Genomic DNA, 19,078 nt, shown 5'->3' with positions numbered 1-19,078 from the left:
GTGAGTTCCGAGGACGCGGAAGTCACGACAGCCGGGGCGCCCGCCGCCGCGAAGGTGGTCCGCGGATCGGCCGCGCGGGCGAGGACCGGGGTGAGTTTCTGCCCGCCCCCGGTGCGCCGGACGCGCTCCGCGTTCTGCCGCGCGGCACGCTGGGCTGGCCGGGCCGAGGCGCAGTGCGGCACCCGGCGGAGCGTGTCCCCGGAACGAGCGAGGCCCTGCGGAATGGACTGGAAAGTTGTCGGAAGCATGCAGATCGGGCCGGAGCTCAGGGTGCGCCGTATCGGCTTCGGTGGCGCTTGGCTGACCGGCCCCGGAACGTTCGGACCCCCACCTGATCCGGCCGCCGCGACAGCGGTCGTGCGGCGCGCGGTCGAGGCCGGTGTCCAGCTCGTCGACACCGCCGACTGCTACGGGCCCGAGATCAGCGAGACACTCATCGCCGAGGCGCTCGCCGACTGCCCGGACGACGTGGTGGTCTCCACCAAGGGCGGCCGCATCGCACTCGGTGGCAACACCTGGCGCGCCGACGGGCGCCCCGAGCATCTGCGGCAGGCGTGCGAGGGGAGCCTGCGCAGACTGCGGCGGGAGACGATCGACCTCTATCAGCTCAACGCGGTCGACCCCGCGGTGCCGCTGGAGGAGTCGCTCGGTGCGCTGGTGGAGCTGCGAGCCGCCGGGAAGGTCCGCGCCATCGGCCTGTGCAACGTCGGCGTCGCCGAGCTCGCCCGGGCCCGTCTGGTCACCGATATCGCCTCGGTGCAGGACCGCTACGACCTCCTCACGCGTGACCACGACGACGTCCTCGAGGTCTGCGCGGACGACGGCATCGCCTTCCTCCCCTGGTTCCCGCCGGCCAACGAGCTGCGCGCCGCCCGGGACTCGGCGCTCGGCCGGATCGCCTCCCGGCACGGGGCCTCCCCGGCCCAAGTGGCCCTGGCCTGGCTGGTGCGGCGCGCACCGGTGACCGTGCCGCTGCCCGGAACCTCGCATCCTGCGTGGTGGGAGGAGGATCTGGGCGCCGTCGGGCTGCGGCTCTCGGAGCCGGAAGTGGCGGAGCTCGGCGAACGTGCGGGCGAGGCGGCGTCCGCGTAGAGCAGGCCAGCGCGAGGGACCCGGAGTCCGGTGCCGGCTGCGTACCGGGACCGGCCCGCGGGGGTCACGCTTCGCAGCGCGCCTGCTGCATGGCGGACAGCCGGGAGACGTACGGGGCGGTCGCCACGACGGTCGGGACGACGAGGAGGCGCAGCAGCGTCAGCGCCACGTACACCGCGATGGTCGACGGGTAGGGTCCGTTGCCGCCGTTGCGCTCCTCGGCCAACTTGACCGCCACCATGCGTCCCCGGGGCGACCTGGCCAGGTAGACCACGCCTATCCCGCCCTCATCGAGCCGGCCCAGCAGTCGGTAGTCCGCCATGTGTGCCGGATCGTCCTCACACAGGGCCTGCACAGTCCACAGCATCCTTCAGTGCGGCGCCGGTGTGCCCCGGGCGCTGGATCAGCTCAGGGCAGGTGGCATCCCAAAACCCGGGATTCGTCGAAACGTTGCGGCCCTCCACGCCGCTCCGGCGGCCCGGGACGTCCAGCGGGCCGCGGTGAGTCCGCGCGTGAAGCCCGTGCCCGGCACCGGGCCGGCGTGGACCGACCCGCCCCTTCGGTCTGCGCGCCGGGCAGGGGGCGGCGGACCGCTCAGCGGAGTACGGCTGCCAGCAGATCGTCGCCGAGCGCGGTCACGTCGGGCAGACTGAGGGTGTACCGGGAATAGCGGCCCCGCCGCTCGGTCGTGAGCAGGCCCGCCCGGCGCAGCACGGCCAGGTGACGGGAGGTCTCCGGGAGCGACAGGCCCCAGCTGTGGGCCAGTTCGCCGGTGGTGTGCGGGCCCCGGGCCAGGGTGCGCAGCAGCCGCAGCCGTACCGGATGGGCGAGCGCCTTCAGCCGGAGTGTCACCGTCTCCAGCGGGACCGTCTCCGCGGGGCCCGGATCGGCGGCCACGGAATACTGCACCACCGGCTGCCAGCCCGTCGCGTGCACCACCACCAGGTGCGGGCTGCCGAAGACGCTGGGGACGAAGGTGACCCCGGCGCCGCGGGCGGTGGTCGCCTTGTCCTGCAGCTTGTCCACGACGATGCAGCTGCCGTCCGGCGCCAGGGTGACGGCGCCGGATACCGAGGCGAGTGCCGCCTCGGTGCCGTGCCGTTGCAGCAAATTGTTCTTCAGGCGCAGATCGGAGGCGAGCCGCACGGCAACACCTTCCCAGGCGGCGTCGAAGAAGGCTTCGGCGCAGTCCTCGAGAGCGCGGCGCACCCGGGAGCGTACAGCGGCCGGATCGGACAGCAGCCGTTCGGCGAACGCCTCGTGCCGGGCGCCGCGCGCCAGCGCCAGCCCCAAGGCCCGCTCGCGCGTGGTCGCGTCGGCGAGAGGCGACGGAGCGGCGAAGTGGCGCCGGCTGCCGCCGCATGTGGTCACGAGCGCTGCGGTCACATACGTCTCGTCGTCGATCCGGTCCACGGCGTCCAACTCCGCGGCGAGGGTGGGCCGGGGCCGGGCGGGGATCAGGAAGTCGGCCTGCGAGGAGCGCCAGAGGCACTCCGCCTCACGCAACCGCTCGGCCAGATGCGGCGGCATCCCGGCCCAGGTGTCGGCGGCCCAGTCGGCGTGGAGGGGGTGATGCCCGGGTTCGGCCAGCACATGCAGCATCGCTGTCAGTTCGGCCAGTGGAGAGGCGGCGAACCGCACGCGCTCGGACGGCAGGCCGTCGATGTCGATCCTCAACGTCACCGGCTCATCATGGCCGACCGGAGGGCCGGTGGCCGCGTCGGTTGACGGTGTGCGTCAATCGACGGGGCGGGCCCCGCGACCGACGACGTCAGCCGTGTGCGGGGCGGCGGTAGCGGGAGTCGAGCAACTGGTCTTTGGCCGGACCGCGGACGAGCCAGCGCAGTCGCCACTCGGCGGGGGAGACCACCGTGAAGTCTGCCTCGTACAGATCGGCCCCGCACTGGTGCTGTGCCGTCCAGCGCCCGCTGCGCAGATCGAGATCGTGGAAGAACCGGCCGTCCGCGAAGGCCACCTCGGCGGTGCCGCCTGCGCCCGGCAGCAGCCGCAGCGTCCGGCCTGCTTCGCGCCGGACCCCGTCCCACTCCAGGACACCCCTCTCCACGTGCAGCCACACGCCGCCCGCGTCGGCCCGGAACTCCGCTCGCCCGTCGAACCGGCCGCGCCGTCCGCTGGAACGGTCGCACACCTCCCGGCGCACGCTCCACTCGCCGGCCAGGTAGGCGAGGGTCTCGGCGACCGGGTGCGGTACTGCGACCGGGTGCGGCACTGGGGGCATGGCGGCAGTCTCGCAGAGCCGATGGCGGCCGCGGACGGCGACGTCGAGCAGGGCGGCATCGGGTCCGGCGGCGGGCTGCCGGACCCGATGCGCACCGCCCGTGCCCGCCGGGACGGGGAGAAGCGGAGCGGGCCGCCGTCAGACCCCGGCGCTCGGCGCGTGGTGAGCCAGCTCCGTGGACAGGCGCCGCATGGCCGTGCGGTTCGCGCGCCGCATGGTGGCCCGGACCAGAGGGGCCAGCATCCGGTCGGGGAGAGGGGCCTGCTCCCAGGCGTAGGAGAAGGAGATCCGGCTCCCGCCGGAGGGCCGCGGTCCGATGGTGTAGGTGCCGCGGGCGACACGTCGCCCGGCCGCACTGACGTTGCGCTCGGCGATGTGCCGCGACGCCTCGGCCTCGACGACCTCGATGGCGACCTCGGTCTTCGTGCCGCCCAGCGCGGCGGTGACGGTGGCCTGGGACCCCGGGCCGCGACGGGGGCCGCTGAGGCGCCAGTCCGTGAGGTAGTGGTCGGTGAACCGCTCGTGGTGCGCCATGACATCGAGGAACTCGTATACCTGCTCGGGTGTCTGCGGTACGTCGATCGACACAGTGACGGGCTTCATGTACCGAACGGTACATCGTGCATGTACCACTTGGTACACTCCTGAGGTGGGGAATACGGACGACACCCGGCCGGAGAGTCCGCCGACACCGGTCACGGACCCGGACCGGCGCGCCCGGCTGGTGGACGCGGCCCTCGACCACGTCGCGGCACACGGCTTCGCGGACCTCAGCCTGCGCCGCCTCGGCAGTGCCATCGGCGTCAGCCACCGCATGCTGATCCACCACTTCGGCTCCAAGGAGCAGTTGCTCATCGAGATCGTCCGGGCCTCGGAGCGGCGCCAGCGCGCGCTGCTGACCGGGCTCCGCCTGGAGCCCGGTCTTTCGCCCGCCGACGCCGCGCGGCGCCTGTGGCAGCAGTTGGCGGACCCTCGACTGGCCGGCCAGGAGCGGCTCTTCTTCGAGATCTGCGGACACGCCCTGCGGGGCCGGCCGGAAGCCCTCCCGTTCCTGGAGGGGCTGGTGGCGGAGTGGCTGGAGCCGCTCGCGGCAGCGGAGGAAGCCGCTGGGGCGGACTCCACCACGGCCCGGAACCGCGCCAGGCTGGGGCTCGCCACGGTGCGCGGCCTGCTGCTCGACCTGCTGGCCACCGGAGACCGGGCCGGTGTCGACGCGGCGCTGGAGGAGTTCCTCGGGCTGTACTACACCGAGTGACGGGTACCCCCGAACGAACGGCCGGACCCGGAGCCTTCGCCCCTCCGCCGCAACCGCGCTACCCCGCCGTCTTCTCCGGCTCCTGGCCGGTCGCCCGCTCGCGCCCCCAGGCGGCCAGCGGCCGGAGCGCCTCGTTCAGGCGCCTGCCGTCCCTGGTCAGCGTGTACTCGACACGCGGTGGCACCTCGTCGTATGACACACGGCGCACGACGCCGTCCGCTTCCATCTCCCGCAGATGAGAGGCCAGCACCTTCTCGGTGACGCCCGGAAGCAGCCGGCGCAGTGCGCCGAAGCGTCTCATGGACGACGCCTCGGTCGGGGACGTGCTGACCGGTACGGACCTGACCGGCAAGGACCTCGTCAACCTGACCACCGGCACGCCCGCACAGGCCCGTGCCCGCGCGGAGTGGGCCCGCGAGCGCGGTGCCCGCTACCTGGACGGCGGAATCATGGCCGTCCCGCCGATGGCCGGCGTCCCGGAAGCAGGCGGCTACGTCTTCTACAGCGGCTCCGCGGAATTGTTCGAACAGCACAAGGAAACCCTGAGCGTCCCGCTCGGCACCCGCTACGTGGGCCGGGACGCAGGCTTCGCAGCCCTGCACGATGTGGCGCTGCTCAGCGCCATGTACGGGATGCTCGCCGGGGCCGCGCACGCCTTCGCGCTGATCCGCAAGGAGGACATCGACCCCGCAACTCTCGCCCCGCTGCTCGCCGAATGGCTCACCGCCATGGCCCCCTCGGTCCACCGGACCGCTGAGCAGCTGCGCAGCGGCGACTACACCACGGGGGTCGTCTCCACCCTCGCCGTGCAGGTGGCCGGTACGCCGACCTTCCTGCACACCGCCGAACAACAGGGCGTCAGCCCCGAACTCCTCAGTCCTTACTTCGCGCTGATGCGCCGCCGGCTGGCCGATGGCGACGGTGCGGAGGACCTGACAGGTGTGATCGACCTCCTGGTGCGCTGACCGGCCGTCCGTCGTCGCGAGCAGCCGCCCGCGAGGCCGGCCACGGCGAACGGCGGTGACGAGCACGAGCACAGCGCAGCCGGCGGGCCCGGGTGCAGCGAGGCCGGCGAGGATCAGCCCGCCCGCCGACGTGGCGAGCCGCCGGGGTCCCCGAAGGCGTACCGGGAGAGTGCCCGGGACACTCAGGCGGCCTCCGCGCCGCGGGCGCGGTGCCAGGCGCCGTCCGTCAGCAGCCGCAGTCCGTTGAGGCCGACCAGAACGGTCGAGCCTTCGTGCCCGGCCACACCCAGCGGAAGCGGGAGCGTCCCCGCCAGGTCCCAGACGACCAGACCGGCGATGAACACCCCGGCGATGCACAGGTTCTGCAGCGCCAGACGGCGGGCCGCGCGGGAGAGACGGACGGTGGCGGGGAGGGTGCCGAGTTCGTCGCGTACGACGACGGCGTCGGCGGTCTCCAGGGCGAGATCTGAACCCGCACGGCCCATGGCGATGCCGGCGTGGGCCGCGGCCAGAGCGGGGGCGTCGTTGACACCGTCGCCGACGACGAGGACGGCCCGGCCCTGCTCCTCCCACTCCCGCACCGCCGCGGCCTTCTCCTCGGGCAGCAGGCCGGCGCGCACGTCGGCGATGCCGACCTCGGCTGCCAGGCGCGCGGCGGCGGGCGCGTTGTCCCCGGTCAGCAGCGCCGGGGCGCGGCCCGTCAGCCGGGTGAGCGCGGCGACGGTGGCGGCGGCGTCCGGTCGCAGCCGGTCGGCGACACCCAGCACTCCTGCGCTCGTACCGTCGACCACGACCACGACCGCGGTCCGTCCCGCGTCCTCCAGTTCCCGGACGATCTCCGCGGCGCCCGCACCGTCCTGACGGGGCAGCAGGTGCGCGGGCGACCCGACACGGACCGTGCGGCAACCGACGGTGGCGGTGACGCCCCGGCCCGGGACGGAGGAGAAGTCGGCCGCCTCCGCGAGGTCCAGGCCGCGTTCCCGGGCCGCGGCCACGACGGCGCGGCCCAGCGGGTGTTCGCTGCGGTGCTCGGCCGCCGCCGCCAGCCGCAGCAGGGTCTCCTCGTCCGTCCCGCTGCCGGGCACGGGCCGGATGTCGGTGACGTGGGGCGAGCCCTCGGTGAGGGTGCCGGTCTTGTCCAGGGCGACGGTGTCGATCCCGCCGAGGCGCTCCAGGACGACGGCCGACTTCGCGAGCACCCCGTGGCGCCCCGCGTTGGCGAGGGCCGACAGCAGCGGCGGCATGGTGGAGAGCACCACGGCGCACGGCGATGCCACGATCATGAACGTCATCGCCCGCAGGAGAGCGGGTTCGAGCGCGGAACCGAACGCCAGCGGGACGGTGAAGACGGCGAGTGTGGCCAGCACCATGCCGACCGAGTAGCGCTGCTCGATCTTCTCGACGAACAGTTGGGTCGGCGCCTTGGTCCGCGAGGCCTCCTCGACCATCCGCACGATGCGCGCGACGACCGCGTCGGACGGGTCCCTCCCGACGCGGACGTGCAGCGCGCCGGTGCCGTTGACGGTACCGGCGAACACCTCGTCACCGGCCTGCTTGACCACCGGCAGCGGCTCTCCGGTGATGGTGGCCTGGTCGACTTCCCCGGCTCCGTCGACGACCAGACCGTCGGCGCCGACCCGCTCCCCGGGCCTGACCAGGACGAGGTCGCCGATCTCCAGCCGTCCGGCGGCCACGGACTCCGCCGTGCCGTCGGGCAGGATCCTGGTCGCGGTGGCGGGTGCCAGATCGAGCAGTCCGCGTACCGAGTCGGCCGTACGGGCGGTCGCGATCGCCTCCAGGGCGCCGGATGCGGCGAAGATGACGATCAGCAGCGCGCCGTCGAGGACCTGGCCGACCGCTGCGGCGCCGAGCGCGGCGACCACCATCAGCAGGTCCACATCGAGCGTCCTGTTCCTGAGCGCCTTCAGGCCCTCCCAGCCGGGCTCCCATCCGCCGGCCAGGTAGGCGGCGGCGAACAGCGTCCCCCACAGCCAGGCCGGAGCACCCTGCAGATACAGCGGCAGGGCGAGCAGGAACAGTGCGAGTGCCGCGGCCGCCCACCGGGCCTCCGGAAGCGACAGGAGCCGCGTGCGGCGCGGGGGAGGGGCGGATCGCGCCTCCGGCGCGTGCGTCGGCGACGGACGCTGGTTCAGGACTGAGGACATGGCGGAACGCCCCTTCGCACACAGGAAGTGAAGAGCGCGCCCACCATACCGGAACAACTGAACAGGTCTTCAAGTGTCACGAGTAGGATGACCGCATGGGCCACGGAAGCGACGGCAGGAACAGCGACACCCCGCGCGAGCGCCTGGACGCGGCCGGGGCCACCGAGGTCGCCGCCGCCCTGCAGGCCCTGGCCACCCCGTCCCGCCTGTACATCCTGGCCCGCCTCCAGGAGGGCTCCTGCCCGGTCGGCGAACTCGCCGAAGCCGTCGGCATGGAAGCCTCGGCCTGCTCCCACCAACTGCGCCTGCTGCGCAATCTGGGACTCGTCACCGGCGAACGGCACGGCCGCTCCATCGTCTACTCGCTGTACGACAACCATGTCGCCGAGCTCCTGGAGCAGGCCCTCTTCCACGTCGAGCACCTGCGGCTCGGCCTGCGGGACGCCCCGGTGGCCGAGGCGGCAGCGGGCAGCCGCCCCGGCCCCGGATGAGGCCCCGGGCCCTGCACGCGCGCAGGCTCTCCTGATCGTCACAGCTTCCGCGTTGCCCGCCGGCGGCACCCCTGAGTCGCGGATGCCCCCGCTGTCGCCGACAGGGGAGCGAGGAGCGCCCCGCTCTGCCGGGGTGCAGGGACCGCAGGACGTCTGACATCCGTGTCCCGGAGCCTGTTCACCGTCCCCGCAAGTGCACGCTTCCCTGGCCCTGTCCGCAGTGACCGGCAGGGCCGATGGTTGACGCGGACCGCCACAAGCGCCGGGCCGCGCGTCGCGGCCCTCCCACGTGCCATCGGTCCGTTCTCGGAGACTCCGTCGTGTCGCGGCGGAATACCGCCTGCGGAACTTCCGCTACGCACGAACTCGCGGTCGTGAGAATGAAGGGGTTCCGGTGAACTCGACTGGTGCCGCGCGTGCGTGGACGGCTCCCCCATCCGCACGACAAAGGGGGACCCGACACCGGTCCCGTCGCCGGTCGACCGGCGGAAGAGCGCCGTCTGGGGCCGGCTGCCTGGGCATGTCTCGGGTCAGCGGCGGGAGGGCAGGTACTGGCGGAGGCGGAGCAACCGTTGCTGGAGCACGTGATTCACTGACCGCATGGTGGAGGACCGCACATCTTTGGGGCCGTTGGAACCGGTCGACGGCCGTTGGGGAGTCGGGGACGCCACACGGTCTGATACCCACTGGGTGGAGTTCCGTCCGGCCGGGCTCTACCAGCACAGGCCGGGCTCCGAGGGACAATTGATCCCGTGGTCCAGGATCATGAACGGCATCTGGATCACCTGGGGCAAGCACTACTGGAACACGAACAGCAGAGGGCTCTACACGCCGAGGGGAATGGTCGCCACGCGTGAGGGCGGCTGGATGCACACGACATTGCGTCACCCGTACGAGGACCACCAGTTGCGCTTCGACCAGCACACGCGCCCGTATCGGGCGGTGGACGCACTCCGATTGGAGTACCTGCTGCGGCAGCTCACCACTGAGGGAAAGCTGCATCTCCTCAGCGACCCGGAATGGGTGGGACGTGCCGCGGCGTACCTGGCCGGCGGGAAGAACCGCTGGATCACCAGACGTGCACTGCGACAGGTGGTGGCGGAGGCCCTGGCCGCAGCCGGCCCCGGCAGCCCCGGACAGCCGCCATCGCCGTCGGCGCCTTGAGTGGACAACAGACAGCGAGAGCGCCACTGCGGCCTGGGCGCGGCCCTCACTCCGCCGTCGCCGGTGACCACCCTGGCTGCGTCATGTGCAACGTCATCAGGTCCGTTTCTAGCGCCTCCTTCGGGCCGGATGAGGAAACCTTGCCGGGTGAGGCGTCGGAGAAGGCTCCGGGTGACGTCGACGGACGCTTTGTCGACGGGCATGTCGAGGAGTTCGCGTAGCTCACAGGCCGGAACACCTGGCCGGGGAGCTGGTTGACGGCGTGCGCATCCGCGAGGTGAACGAGCGGCACGGCGGCGACCACGGTGTGAACCTCGGCAACCTCAGTGCGCCGGCCGAGCGGCTGAAGACTCAGCACGAGCCGGCGCGCGACCTCTGGGCGACCGGCGACACCGCCGCCGGCTGCTGGCCCTCCTGATCTGCTGCCCGAAGGCCTTCGGGCAGGACGAGCCGAACACCATGCTCCGCCGGGCGCGCACCTCCCAGATGCACGACTGGCTCGTCACCCACGTGGTGAAGAAGAGCCCGCACAGCGCGGGACGCTGCGCCTGGCCTGGCTCGCCGATCCGGGCCGGCGGTCGCGAGCGCCGGCTGGGCGCTGACCGTCCACCGCGCGTGGGGAAGCGCCCCGAGGGCCCTCAGCTCGCCGAGCTGCTCGACGTCATCGAGGCGGACATGAAGGACGCCCTCATAGGAAGCCGTTCGCATGCCTCGTCGGCGAGGGAAGGATTCCCTTGCTGGACCTACGTGTCCGCCGACTACGCACTGCTTCCGGACCGAGCACCGGGCACCCGAGCCAGCACGGCCACCAGGACCAGCAGCAGTGCCAGTCCGGCCAGCAGGCCGTACAGCGGATAGCCGGGCCGGGTGATGCCGGAGGTGATGAGCAGAGCGGTCGCAGCGGCAGGCGGATGCTCCACCCGGAGCAGGGTCTGCCCGAGCAGCGTCAGCCCCACCGCCACGGCCTGCGCCCCGATCTGCGGAAGGCTCTCATGGCCCGCCTCGACGACCGAGGGATGGCTCCACAGGCCGAATGCGGCCAGGCAGGCGAGCCCGCAGGCGATCGCGATTGTGTGCCCCAGCAGTGCGCTGCGCAGTTGGGACGCCTCGCTCCCGGGGTGTGCCAGGAGCAGGTAGGCCGTCGGCCCCAGAGCTGTCGTCAGCCACACCCAACCGGCGGCGTACCCCGCAAGACCCACCGCGGTGAGGGCGACCGCGGCCAGCACCAGCAGCCTGACCCCCGCGAGCCACAGCCCCTTCGCGTCGGTCCCCTTCGACGAGGTCATCGCGTTCCCGGGGCCGGAGCGGGCGTGCTCCCGGTACGCAGCCGGCGCGGCGGCCCGGTTCCGCAGTTCTCGTCCGGTCTGGCTTCCGTCCGGGCTTCCCCCACCGAGAGCGCGGGGGGTCCTGGCAGGCGTCGCGTCGTGCCGTCCGGGTCGGTGGAATGTTCGGTCACCGTCCAGCAATCCCGAGCCCGGTCCGGGGCCAAACATCGGTCGGCCCGGTAGGGCCCGGTCGGGTGCACTGTCCCGGCGGTCCGCTGGGGCAGGTGGTGCGCACCGGGCCGTGCTCGACCACGAGTACCTCGAACCGGCGCGGATTCCGCCGACGGCCTCCGACTCTCCGGAGTTCACAGACGAGTACGTCGACTGCCGGCTCTCCTCAGCCGACCAGCAGGTCGATGGCGACGCTCAGCCGTTCGCGGAAGAACTCCCGTGACCGGGCCTGATGCTTGAGGCCGATCGAGGCGCTGATCAGCGTCCGGGCGACGGCGCCTGCCTTCTCCCGCCCCGTCTCCAGGGAGACCGCGTCCGTGACGAGCGCTTCGAAGCGCCGCGGCGCGGCCTCGGTCATCTCGCCCAGCAGGTCGGGATTGGCTTCGATGACTTCTGTGATGTCGCGTGCCGAGGGGCCGATGTAGCGGCCCGCCCACTGGTCGAAGGCTTCGGCGAGACGCTCGGGCAGGGGGCGTCCGGTATCGGCCAGGACGTGTTCGGCGGCCGCGAGGTCGCGTTCCAGGACCTGGATGACGGCCGCCCGGAACAGCTCCTCTTTGGAGGAGAAGAGGAAGTAGAGCCCCGGCCGGGAGATCTGTGCCGCCCGCGCCACTTCCTCCATCGAGGTCTTCCGGTAGCCGAAGCGCGCGAACGTGGGCAGGGCGGCGTCCAGGACCGCGGTCCGTCGGCTGCTACCGGCGGCTGCCGGAGAAGGAGGACCGACATCAGGGCTGCTCATGGGGCGAGCATACGGGCAGATATGGGCTATACAAGAACCGTCTAAACTGTATAGTCGATCTCATGGCTGAGTCCGAACTCATTTCCACCCCCTTCACCGCTGCCAGCACCGCGGAAGACGTGCTGCGAGGCTCCGAACTGACCGGCGTCCGCGCGATCGTGACCGGAAGTTCCTCCGGCATCGGGATCGAGACGGCTCGCGCGTTGACCGCTGCCGGTGCGGAGGTCACCCTCGCGGTCCGGAACACCGTCGCGGGCGCCGCCGCCGCCGATTCGATCCGTGACTCCACCAGGAGAATCCGGCCCCGGGTGGCTCCGCTCGACCTCGCCGACACGGCGACCGTCGCGCGATTCGCCGAGGCGTGGCGTGGCCCGCTGCATCTTCTGATCAACAACGCGGGCGTCGTCACCGGTGGCCTCGAACGGACGCGAGAGGGCTGGGAGTTGCAGTTCGTGACGAACCATCTCGGTCACTTCGCACTCGCCGCCGGCCTGCACGGCGCCCTGGCACTGGGAGCGTCCGACCGCGGCGGGGCCCGGATCGTCGCGGTGAGCTCCACCGCGCACATGCGTGCGGGGGTCGACTTCGACGACCTCCACTTCGAACACCGCAGCTATGACCCGCAGATCGCGTACGCGCAGTCGAAGACGGCGAACTCCCTGTTCGCCGTCGAAGCCACCCGCCGATGGGCCGCTGACGGGATCGTCGCCAACGCCGTGAACCCCGGCGGCGTCTCCACCGGGCTGCAACGCAACTTCACGCCGCAGCAGCGGCAGTCGCTCGACGCAGCAGAGGCAGCAGGAGTCTTCACGTACAAGACGGTCCAGCAGGGCGCCGCCACCAGCATCGTCGCGGCGGTCTGGCCCGCCTTCGGCCACTCCGGAGGCCACTATCTCGACGACGCGCAGGAGGCGTACCCCGTCCCGAACGACGCCGACCTCGCGCAGCATCCCCACGGGGTCAAGGAGTGGGCCCTCGACCCCGACCTGGCCCGACGGCTCTGGACCGTCTCGGCCGACCTGCTGTCCGTCTGACGTCGCCGGCCCGTCGGGGACGCCGGGGACGGACGCTGATCGGATCCCCGGCTGACCCGGCACGGTTCAGAGCCTCCACCGGTGCCTGAACGGTCCGTCTGGCCAGCCCGCACCGAGGCCGCAGACGGCTCGGCGCGTCGCGGGCGTGCGGAGCGGGGAAGACCGCCACAGGGCCGGCAACTGCTCCAGCTTCCGCGCCGAACAGCGACCGGGGCCGACGGCGCCGTTCCATACTTCCTGCATGACTGATGCACGTGAGGACCCCATGGACGGCTACCGCCGATTGCGTCAGGAGCAACCGGACCTGTTCCGCAACGAGGAAGGGCCCGGTGCGATCGACATCGTCGACCCCAGCCAGGCCCCCGAGGACCTCGGCACCCTCGGTCTGGTCTACCAGGACCCCTACATTCGCCTGCTGCGCGACCCTGTCCGCTTCCCCGACGGACGTCTCGGCACCTACCTGCGGATCCTCAGCACCGCGGACTCACCGGGTGCCGCGATCCTGCCCGTCCTGGACGACCGCGTCCTGTTGATGGAGAACTACCGGCACGCCATTCGTGGTTGGACTCTGGAGATTCCCCGTGGTTTCGGCACCGAAGGGCTCACCGCGGAAAGCAATGCCCTGAAGGAGCTCGACGAGGAGCTCTCGGCGCAGGTGGAGTCAGTCACTCCCCTCGGCGTCGTCCATCCGGACACGGGTCTGCACGCTCAACCGGTACACCTCTTCTTCGCCTCGCTGACCGCCACCGGTCCGCTGGAGACCGCGGCGGGAATCCGCAGCCTGGTCACGTTCACGCCCGAGGAAGTCGACAGAAAAATCGTCGACGGCACCATCAACGACGGCTTCACCCTCGCCGCCCTCACGCAGGCCCGCCTGCGGCACCTTCTCCGATGAGAAGGCTCAGCCGGTTCCCTCGTTCTCATCCGGGGCGTTCAAAGTGGCGGCCTCTTCGGGGCGGTGGACCGGCTCACGCCGGGAGAATCCTGCCTCCTGCATCCGGCGGACCAGACCCTCCCACTCATCCCTCGTCCGGTCGAACCTCACCTGCATCAGATCCACGCTCGTCTCCAACTGCTTCCTGGCCTGCCGCTGGTCCCGGCCGACCACAGCGAAGCGGACCACACCTTTGGAGGCCGTTGCGGCGACAGAGTCGGCAACTTTCCCGACCACCTCGATCCACGGTTCCTCGCCGAAGATGACGGAGATGACAGAACCGAGCGTATGAACGCTCATTTTGATGATCGGCTGCCATCGGTCCACCACTCCTGTGCGCCGGGCACCAACGATGCCGCCGAGCCGCTCGGCAAGAGACACGTACCGGTTGTACACGTCCTGGCTGCGGTCCCTGAACGCTTCGGGTGTTTCCGCCAGGCGCTCGGGATCCCGAAGGAGACGCAGGAGGCTGTCCTTGTAGAGCGTCCACTCGTCGGTCCTCCTCGCGTGCCGCACATGATCCAGATCGAGCCCGGTGAGCCCGACGTCCAACGGACTCTGGACGAGAGCGAACGCCTGCTGCTGGAGCATCCGGACCAGTTCGTCCGCGGACACGGCCGTGCCGCGTGAGAGCGCGCGGTCTAATTCCTGCAGGGCCGTACGGTCCAGCGAATCCGCCGGCGTCAGCGGATAGCGCCCCACAGCGTCCGACAGGGACGTGTTGTACTTCAGGTCGGCAAGCTGCTTCAACTCGCCTGCAAACGGCTTCGACCGGTCGTATCGACCCTCTGCCGGGTCGGTGCCCTCGGCCACCACGAATTCCCGGTAGAACTCCTCGCGCACCACTGATTCCCTGTCCACCGCCCACCGGGAGACATCCCTCAGCCTGGCCTTCAGCCGCCTCGCGCCCTCCTCGTCGAGCTTGAAGTCACGCATCAGGCTCTCTGTCCGGAATCTGGCCATGCTCAGCAGCTGGTCGTGGAACGAGTCCTTGAGTTTGAGGTCGGTGAGCCGGGTGTTCTCGTCCTCGTCCCAGGACAGCCGGAGGCAGCTGCCCGTTCCCGCGTCGGCGACGACCTCCCGCCATGCCCGTTCCCCCTCGGTCCGAACGGTGAAACTCTGCTCCGCCACCAGTCCGGTCTCTCTGTACAGATAGGGAACGATCACCGCGTCACGCAGCAGTTCCTCGAACGCATCGCGTGCAGCGCCGCCGTTCTGGAAATCCTGGTAGACGGCCTGATTGTTGAGGAAGAACGCACGGTTGACGATGACCTGCTGGGCATTCAGCATCGCCCGCAGGTACTCGTGGCGTACGGCCTGGAGGCGGGCACGAGCCACCTCGGCGTCCCGCAGTGACCGGCCGCCCTCAAGCATGGACCCGAGAAGTTCCTGGGGGACCCACTGGTTGTCGAGGCACTGGGCCACCACCGCGACCGGCTCGAGATCACTGTTGACGATCTTGTTGAACTCTTCATCCGGCATCGCTCGTACACCTCTCCGTCATGACTGGTCGCCCTCAAACCATCTCTGTCCGCCTCGCACGAGCTGGTCGCGATTTTGACATTTGGTCACTATTGATCGACAGGTGTTCGTGAAGCGGTGGCCGGTCGACTGCTCGGCCCGTGCCATGTCGGCCGCCGGGCGTGCTCGCCCAACAGCGCCTCACAGGCATGCGGGCCGTCGAGCGGGGCAGTGAGAAGCGGTGGCACGTGCGTGCGGGCCCTCGTGCACGCCGCTGCCCCTGACGCCGAACGCCCAGTGAGGGAGCGCTTCGTGAAGGTTCTGGTGATCGGTCTCGCCGTTCTGTTGGTGCTCGTCCTCCTGGCGCTCCGTGGAGGCAGGGAGCGACGCGGCTCCGGCCCCACCTGGGCCGGGGGCGGCGACTCCCCCGGAAGCGAACACGGGCACGGCGACGGCGGAAGCAACGACGGCGGAGGCGGTGACGGCGGAAGCAACGACGGCGGAGGCGGTGACTGACCGCTCCTGGCACTCCGGCCCGGCCGCGACGGGCCTTTTCCGTGATCTTCTGCCTGCCCGGGCTGTGCCCCCTTGCGCCCCTCACCCACGGCGCTGCGGAGGGCGGTGCCGCCACACTTCGTCCCGCTCTTCCCACGGGTGCAGCTGGGAAGCTTGGACCCCGACAGCTGGTTCAGAAGGGCAGAAAACCCCGCCGGGCTGCCACAGCAGCGGCCGAGGGCGCCCGCTGGACAGTGAGAAGAGCGACATCGTCCTGGAGCCGGCCACCGGTGTGGTCCAGCAGGTCGGCCACCACGGCGTCGGTGGTCTGCTCGGCGGTGCCGGTGGTCAGCTCGGCCAGGCGGCCGGCGAGGGGATAGAAATCACCGGTGGCGTTGCGCGCCTCGATGACCCCGTCGGTGTAGAGGATCAGCGTCTCCCCGGAGGCGTAGGCGTGCCGTTCCACGGCCCGTGACTCGGGGGAGAGCTCGCCCAGCCCCAGAGGCGGGTACGGTCGGGCCGCCTCCAGAGCCCGAACCGCCCCTCGGCCGAGGACGTAGGGCGGCGGGTGTCCGCAGCAGACCAGAGCCAGCTCGTCGGCGTCGTCGAAGAGGTCGACGAGCACAGCCGTGGCGAAGTCCTCGATCATGTCGGTGTCGAGATTGTGCAGGCTCAGCACCGTGTCGAGTTCGCGGGCGAGTTCCGGCAGCGGCAGGTGGTGGTGGGCGAACGCCCGAAAGGCACCGAGGACGAGGGCGGTGTCCTCCAGCGCGTCCAGGCCCTTGCCCCGCACGTCCCCGATGATGAGCCGGGTACCGCCCACGATCCGGGTCGCGGCGTAGAAATCACCGCCCACCTGCGCCTCCTGCTGCGCCGACCGGTACGCGGTCGCCAGGGACAGCCGGCCGAGCCGCGCCGGAGGTGGCTTGAGCAGCACCTCGCCGGCTGCCTCGGCCACTGTTCTGGCCTGCGCGAGCTGCTCCTCGCGGCGTCGGCGGCTGCGGCTGTAGAGGACCAGGGCGGCCGAGACCAGCGCGATGGCGGCGGCACGCGTGCTGTAGCCGACGACATCGGAGTCGGCGTTCGCCAGTCCGAGGGCCAGCTGTGTCACGACCGCGCACAGCCCGACGGCTGCGGTGGCCAGGGGGCCGCCCAGCACGGAGGTGATGGCAGGAGCGACGATCACCAGAGGCCCGAAATGGCGGGAACTGGGCAACACGGCGTCGCAGATCGTCAATCCCACCACGAGCGCCACCGGCAGCAGCAGAACCGCCCCGGGGGCACGAGAAGCACGACGGAGCCATGCCCGACATTCCCGATAGTCCATGTCCAACGGCTACACCACCAGCCTCCGCTCCACTTGGAGCGACGCGGCGGCTTCGCGGAGAGACCGCTGACTCCACAGCGATGCCACCGCAGCGCCATCAGCGACCCGGGACTGTGCACGCGGGCGAAGGGCGCGGAGTGCCGCGGCGCGCACCGGGCGCTGTTGCGCTCGTGCCCGTCGACGCCGTGACCGCCCATGGCTGCGGCGGGCACCTTGCCGTGCGCCCGCCGATCGCTGCTGCGGACGTGATGAGCGGGCGGCTGCGCACGCAGAACGTGCGGCCGACTGTCGCGCAGAAGAGCGGGACCGTGCCGCTGCCGGTCCACGGGGCCGGACTCAGGCTTCGGAGTGCTGCTCCCGACCGTTGGGCAGTTCACCCGACGCGGACTCCTCCAACAGCGCGGTGTACTTGCGCGAGAGTTCCTCGTACCGCTCGTCGGCCTCTTCGAGGGCTTTGTCCGTCCGGCGCCTGTGCCGTGTCATGGCGTACAGGGCGGCGGGCCCGGCCACGATCCAGACGATGGCGATCAGTGCCCACCACGGCATGGTTCCCCCTCGGTGCGGTGCTTCCGGTAGCGCCCGGCGCTCCGCCCGCAGCGTATGCCCTGGTGCTCCGCACGCCAACATCATCGATCAGCCGCCTCAGCTCACAGCACTCCGATAGGCGTGCACACAACACGACAAAGCGGATGCGTCGCTCTGTCGTTGTCATCGGGCGACAGCTCCTCGCGGGGCAGCGGACCGAGGCCGCACACCGTGGCGCCGGGCGGCCCGGGTGCCGAGTACGCTTCCGCTGACCGATCCGGTCAACGGCGTGCCCCCTCTGTGCCCGTGGGCCTGTCCCGGCTGCCCGGTCGGCTGTGCTGTCAGCGCTCTGTGTCATGATGCGGACGCGCCCGGGGGAGTGGCGCGTGGTCACACATGAGCGCCAGGGGGTTCGGGATGGGTGGGGGCACGGAGCCGGACGGCTCCTCCAAGTCCGACGAGGAGTGGGAGCGGTTTCTGCACGAGTCGGTGACGGGTGCCGCCGACGCCCCCAAGGAGCCGTCCGCGCGAGCCCGCGCCGTGACGAGGCGGCTGTGCGAGGAACCCGGACGCACCCCGGAGGGCTGGCGCACCTACACGCCCGCCCGGCCCAAGCGCCGCACCGGCTGGTACGCAGCCGGGCTGCTGGTCTCCCTGGTCCTGCTCGTGGTGGCGCTCGCGCCCGGGTGGGTGACGGGTCTCTTCCCCGGTACCGACTCCTCCCCGCAGGCGGCCGAGACTGTCCGCCCGGGCAAGGCGCCCCCGACGCAGGGATCCCAACGTCCCACCCGGGACGAGCCGTTCCGCGGGGCACCGGCGGCGCGCTGGGCGAGCGGAGCGGCCGGTATCTCCGTGCCGGAAGCCGAAGCGGTCGGCGGGATGACCGCGTCCGAGGTCGAACGCGCCCTCGACAGCAGCCGGGACTTCCTCGTCGCCTCCAGCCTGGACCGCGGGGTGCTGCGGGGCGAGCATCCCGACAAGGCCATCGCACTGATCAACCCGCACCAGAAGGACGTCCAGGACTTCCTGGGCACCGCCTTCCGGAGCCCGAGCGAGAAGAACGACCCCCTTCTCCTCTTCAGCCGCTTCCAGCCCTCCCGCGTCCACCTGGTCGGCGACGTCGTGAAGACCCGGGGCCGGCTCACCTATGAGCAGGGCGAGCGCGGCGCGCTCCAGGTGACCGCCGACGTCACCTTCGTCTATCCGGTCACCCGCGCGGAAGCGGGCGGTGACGACGAGATCGTCCGCACCATCGTCCGGCGCGAACTGGTCCTGAGCTGGGACGATCCGGACAAGGTGCGGACCGAGCCGGGCACGTTCTCGATCGTCTCGTACAAGAACGACATCACCAACGGCGGTTGTGGCACCCCCACGGGCTATCTCGAACCGCCCTTCGGCACGGACCGCGCGGCGGACGGGGACGGCGCGGACATCGACCCGTACGACCGCAGTGCGCCGGTCGAACGGGGGGAGTCCTCCGGGGACGGGTGCAGGCGGGCGACGCGGTCCTAGCCGACGCCACCCTTGCTGCCCCTCCCCATGGCGCTTCCCGAATCCCCGCTCGCACTCACCAGTGGACCATGCCCCACTGACAGCACGTCATGACTCGATCATTGTGAGTGATCCTCCGTCATCCGCCTCCAGGAGGCGCAGCAGACCGACCCGGTGAACGGCTCTCCCCCTGGTCGGGAACCGT

General features: G+C 71.3%; 18 protein-coding genes and 3 pseudogenes. 10 read left to right on the top strand and 11 right to left on the bottom strand.

All coding sequences use genetic code 11. The features are described from left to right. Positions 1-222 precede the first annotated feature (222 nt). Complete coding sequence (locus ACFYNS_RS00300) at positions 223-1,092, top strand: aldo/keto reductase (RefSeq protein WP_388599735.1); 870 nt, start codon at positions 223-225, stop codon at positions 1,090-1,092. 64 nt (positions 1,093-1,156) lie between these two features. Here the strand turns inward: ACFYNS_RS00300 and ACFYNS_RS00295 are convergent, their stop codons facing one another. The 4 genes from ACFYNS_RS00295 to ACFYNS_RS00280 all read right to left on the bottom strand — a co-directional run bounded on the left by ACFYNS_RS00295 (position 1,157) and on the right by ACFYNS_RS00280 (position 3,934). Further along, positions 1,157-1,414: a hypothetical protein gene (locus ACFYNS_RS00295; protein ID WP_388599733.1), complete on the bottom strand. Its 258-nt coding sequence runs from the start codon at positions 1,412-1,414 to the stop codon at positions 1,157-1,159. A 272-nt stretch (positions 1,415-1,686) separates the two neighbouring features. Next, on the bottom strand, positions 1,687-2,775 hold the full coding sequence (locus tag ACFYNS_RS00290) for a DUF5937 family protein (protein ID WP_360296318.1): 1,089 nt from the start codon (positions 2,773-2,775) through the stop codon (positions 1,687-1,689). A gap of 88 nt (positions 2,776-2,863) precedes the next feature. Further along, a complete protein-coding gene (locus tag ACFYNS_RS00285) occupies positions 2,864-3,331 on the bottom strand; it encodes a DUF6314 family protein (protein WP_360296315.1) in 468 nt (155 codons plus the stop codon). A gap of 138 nt (positions 3,332-3,469) precedes the next feature. Beyond that, positions 3,470-3,934, bottom strand: coding sequence for an SRPBCC family protein (locus ACFYNS_RS00280; protein WP_360296312.1), 465 nt, complete (start codon positions 3,932-3,934; stop codon positions 3,470-3,472). A gap of 46 nt (positions 3,935-3,980) precedes the next feature. On the opposite strand from ACFYNS_RS00280, the gene ACFYNS_RS00275 reads away from it, so the two are divergent. Then, positions 3,981-4,586, top strand: a complete 606-nt coding sequence (locus ACFYNS_RS00275) for a TetR/AcrR family transcriptional regulator (RefSeq protein WP_388599729.1) — start codon at positions 3,981-3,983, stop codon at positions 4,584-4,586. A gap of 58 nt (positions 4,587-4,644) precedes the next feature. Here the strand turns inward: ACFYNS_RS00275 and ACFYNS_RS00270 are convergent. Next, positions 4,645-4,884 (bottom strand): annotated as a pseudogene (locus ACFYNS_RS00270) (winged helix-turn-helix transcriptional regulator); the annotation flags it as partial. Here ACFYNS_RS00270 and ACFYNS_RS00265 point away from each other — a divergent pair. Next, a pseudogene (locus tag ACFYNS_RS00265) lies at positions 4,883-5,551 on the top strand (NAD(P)-dependent oxidoreductase); the annotation flags it as partial. The pseudogenes ACFYNS_RS00270 and ACFYNS_RS00265 overlap by 2 nt on opposite strands. 182 nt (positions 5,552-5,733) lie before the next feature. On the opposite strand, the gene ACFYNS_RS00260 reads toward ACFYNS_RS00265, so the two are convergent. Beyond that, positions 5,734-7,716 (bottom strand): heavy metal translocating P-type ATPase, encoded by a 1,983-nt coding sequence (locus ACFYNS_RS00260; RefSeq protein WP_388599728.1) that lies wholly within the window; start codon positions 7,714-7,716, stop codon positions 5,734-5,736. Positions 7,717-7,811: 95 nt separating this feature from the next. On the opposite strand from ACFYNS_RS00260, the gene ACFYNS_RS00255 reads away from it, so the two are divergent. The 3 genes and pseudogenes from ACFYNS_RS00255 to ACFYNS_RS00245 form a co-directional block, all read left to right on the top strand. Further along, entirely contained in the window at positions 7,812-8,207 is a 396-nt protein-coding gene (locus tag ACFYNS_RS00255; protein WP_360296303.1) for a metalloregulator ArsR/SmtB family transcription factor, read from the top strand. A 600-nt stretch (positions 8,208-8,807) separates the two neighbouring features. After that, the gene (locus ACFYNS_RS00250; RefSeq protein ID WP_360296300.1) at positions 8,808-9,371 is read left to right on the top strand and encodes a hypothetical protein; all 564 of its coding nucleotides are present in this window, start codon (positions 8,808-8,810) and stop codon (positions 9,369-9,371) included. 238 nt (positions 9,372-9,609) lie between these two features. Next, positions 9,610-10,058, top strand: a pseudogene (locus ACFYNS_RS00245) (DNA alkylation repair protein); the annotation flags it as partial. A 71-nt stretch (positions 10,059-10,129) separates the two neighbouring features. Here ACFYNS_RS00245 and ACFYNS_RS00240 read toward each other — a convergent pair. Beyond that, a complete protein-coding gene (locus ACFYNS_RS00240) occupies positions 10,130-10,657 on the bottom strand; it encodes an HPP family protein (protein WP_360296297.1) in 528 nt (175 codons plus the stop codon). 376 nt (positions 10,658-11,033) lie between these two features. After that, complete coding sequence (locus ACFYNS_RS00235; RefSeq protein ID WP_388599723.1) at positions 11,034-11,606, bottom strand: TetR/AcrR family transcriptional regulator; 573 nt, start codon at positions 11,604-11,606, stop codon at positions 11,034-11,036. A 62-nt stretch (positions 11,607-11,668) separates the two neighbouring features. Between ACFYNS_RS00235 and ACFYNS_RS00230 the strand changes: the two genes are divergently transcribed. Together ACFYNS_RS00230 and ACFYNS_RS00225 are read left to right on the top strand one after the other, a co-directional pair. Then, complete coding sequence (locus ACFYNS_RS00230) at positions 11,669-12,640, top strand: SDR family NAD(P)-dependent oxidoreductase (protein ID WP_360296291.1); 972 nt, start codon at positions 11,669-11,671, stop codon at positions 12,638-12,640. A 241-nt stretch (positions 12,641-12,881) separates the two neighbouring features. Next, positions 12,882-13,535 carry an NUDIX hydrolase gene (locus ACFYNS_RS00225; protein ID WP_388599720.1) on the top strand — a complete coding sequence of 218 codons (654 nt, stop codon included), beginning with the start codon at positions 12,882-12,884 and terminating at the stop codon, positions 13,533-13,535. A 6-nt stretch (positions 13,536-13,541) separates the two neighbouring features. On the opposite strand, the gene ACFYNS_RS00220 is transcribed toward ACFYNS_RS00225, so the two are convergent. After that, positions 13,542-15,056: a hypothetical protein gene (locus ACFYNS_RS00220; RefSeq protein ID WP_388599718.1), complete on the bottom strand. Its 1,515-nt coding sequence runs from the start codon at positions 15,054-15,056 to the stop codon at positions 13,542-13,544. A 291-nt stretch (positions 15,057-15,347) separates the two neighbouring features. Between ACFYNS_RS00220 and ACFYNS_RS00215 the strand changes: the two genes are divergently transcribed. Further along, on the top strand, positions 15,348-15,551 hold the full coding sequence (locus ACFYNS_RS00215; RefSeq protein ID WP_388599716.1) for a hypothetical protein: 204 nt from the start codon (positions 15,348-15,350) through the stop codon (positions 15,549-15,551). 172 nt (positions 15,552-15,723) lie between these two features. Here the strand turns inward: ACFYNS_RS00215 and ACFYNS_RS00210 are convergent, their stop codons facing one another. Continuing rightward, the gene (locus tag ACFYNS_RS00210) at positions 15,724-16,716 is read right to left on the bottom strand and encodes a PP2C family protein-serine/threonine phosphatase (protein ID WP_388599713.1); all 993 of its coding nucleotides are present in this window, start codon (positions 16,714-16,716) and stop codon (positions 15,724-15,726) included. A gap of 477 nt (positions 16,717-17,193) precedes the next feature. Beyond that, a complete protein-coding gene (locus ACFYNS_RS00205; protein WP_360296276.1) occupies positions 17,194-17,403 on the bottom strand; it encodes a hypothetical protein in 210 nt (69 codons plus the stop codon). Positions 17,404-17,799: 396 nt separating this feature from the next. Here ACFYNS_RS00205 and ACFYNS_RS00200 point away from each other — a divergent pair, with 396 nt between their 5' ends. Beyond that, positions 17,800-18,894 (top strand): hypothetical protein, encoded by a 1,095-nt coding sequence (locus tag ACFYNS_RS00200; protein ID WP_388599711.1) that lies wholly within the window; start codon positions 17,800-17,802, stop codon positions 18,892-18,894. Positions 18,895-19,078: the final 184 nt, after the last annotated feature.

Source organism: Streptomyces sp. NPDC006925, from assembly GCF_042869575.1.
Classification (GTDB): Bacteria; Actinomycetota; Actinomycetes; order Streptomycetales; family Streptomycetaceae; genus Streptomyces.
This window is presented reverse-complemented; position numbering and strand designations above follow the sequence as displayed.

What these genes read in the sequence shown, in the direction of transcription:
- ACFYNS_RS00200 (WP_388599711.1), top strand. Translation starts at nt 17,800, where the DNA reads ATGGGTGGGGGCACGGAGCCGGACGGCTCCTCCAAGTCCGACGAGGAG.
- ACFYNS_RS00225 (WP_388599720.1), top strand. Translation starts at nt 12,882, where the DNA reads ATGACTGATGCACGTGAGGACCCCATGGACGGCTACCGCCGATTGCGT.
- ACFYNS_RS00260 (WP_388599728.1), bottom strand. Translation starts at nt 7,716, where the DNA reads ATGTCCTCAGTCCTGAACCAGCGTCCGTCGCCGACGCACGCGCCGGAG.
- ACFYNS_RS00235 (WP_388599723.1), bottom strand. Translation starts at nt 11,606, where the DNA reads ATGAGCAGCCCTGATGTCGGTCCTCCTTCTCCGGCAGCCGCCGGTAGC.
- ACFYNS_RS00205 (WP_360296276.1), bottom strand. Translation starts at nt 17,403, where the DNA reads ATGCCGTGGTGGGCACTGATCGCCATCGTCTGGATCGTGGCCGGGCCC.
- ACFYNS_RS00220 (WP_388599718.1), bottom strand. Translation starts at nt 15,056, where the DNA reads ATGCCGGATGAAGAGTTCAACAAGATCGTCAACAGTGATCTCGAGCCG.
- ACFYNS_RS00300 (WP_388599735.1), top strand. Translation starts at nt 223, where the DNA reads ATGGACTGGAAAGTTGTCGGAAGCATGCAGATCGGGCCGGAGCTCAGG.
- ACFYNS_RS00250 (WP_360296300.1), top strand. Translation starts at nt 8,808, where the DNA reads ATGGTGGAGGACCGCACATCTTTGGGGCCGTTGGAACCGGTCGACGGC.
- ACFYNS_RS00230 (WP_360296291.1), top strand. Translation starts at nt 11,669, where the DNA reads ATGGCTGAGTCCGAACTCATTTCCACCCCCTTCACCGCTGCCAGCACC.
- ACFYNS_RS00285 (WP_360296315.1), bottom strand. Translation starts at nt 3,331, where the DNA reads ATGCCCCCAGTGCCGCACCCGGTCGCAGTACCGCACCCGGTCGCCGAG.
- ACFYNS_RS00280 (WP_360296312.1), bottom strand. Translation starts at nt 3,934, where the DNA reads ATGAAGCCCGTCACTGTGTCGATCGACGTACCGCAGACACCCGAGCAG.
- ACFYNS_RS00240 (WP_360296297.1), bottom strand. Translation starts at nt 10,657, where the DNA reads ATGACCTCGTCGAAGGGGACCGACGCGAAGGGGCTGTGGCTCGCGGGG.
- ACFYNS_RS00255 (WP_360296303.1), top strand. Translation starts at nt 7,812, where the DNA reads ATGGGCCACGGAAGCGACGGCAGGAACAGCGACACCCCGCGCGAGCGC.
- ACFYNS_RS00295 (WP_388599733.1), bottom strand. Translation starts at nt 1,414, where the DNA reads ATGGCGGACTACCGACTGCTGGGCCGGCTCGATGAGGGCGGGATAGGC.